Here is a 504-nt window from a genome sequence, read left to right on the forward strand (position 1 = left end):
GGTGGCCCAAACTTGTTAGGGAGCCGTCGAAGGTGGGATCGGCGATTGGGACGAAGTCGTAACAAGGTACCCGTACCGGAAGGTGCGGGTGGATCACCTCCTTTCTAAGGAGCTTTTATTTGTTGGGTGCAGTTGCATCCTTGTGGTTGGTTGAGTATGCGAGTGTCATGCTGCCAACTTTTATTGTTGAAAAATTGTCCGGGTGAAACACACACCTGATGAGACAAGACCAAGTGTTTGAATGGCGCTTTGTGACACACTGTTGTCCATGCACAGTGAAAAATAATGTTGTTTGTATGTTGGTGCATTGTTGGGTGTCTGGGGCATTATCCCCCTTTTTTGTGCCTGACCATAAGGCTTGTTGACACTGTGTGTGTTGGCAAGGTGTGGTTGGGGTGTTGTGTGAGAACTGTATAGTGGACGCGAGCATTAAACACGCACGGATGGATTGCTTTTGTGGTTTGTTTGTGTGTGTTTGTGTGATTTCTTTTTTCTTTAATCAAT

Annotated in this window: 1 rRNA gene; it reads left to right on the forward strand. The window is 46.4% G+C overall.

Going from position 1 to position 504, the window contains the following annotated elements:
- A 16S ribosomal RNA gene (locus MHX61_RS11270) occupies positions 1-104 on the forward strand; the annotation flags it as partial.
- Positions 105-504 lie beyond the last annotated feature (400 nt).

This window comes from Corynebacterium sp. ACRPF, assembly GCF_022347395.1.
GTDB classification, from domain to species: Bacteria; Actinomycetota; Actinomycetes; order Mycobacteriales; family Mycobacteriaceae; genus Corynebacterium; species Corynebacterium tuberculostearicum_D.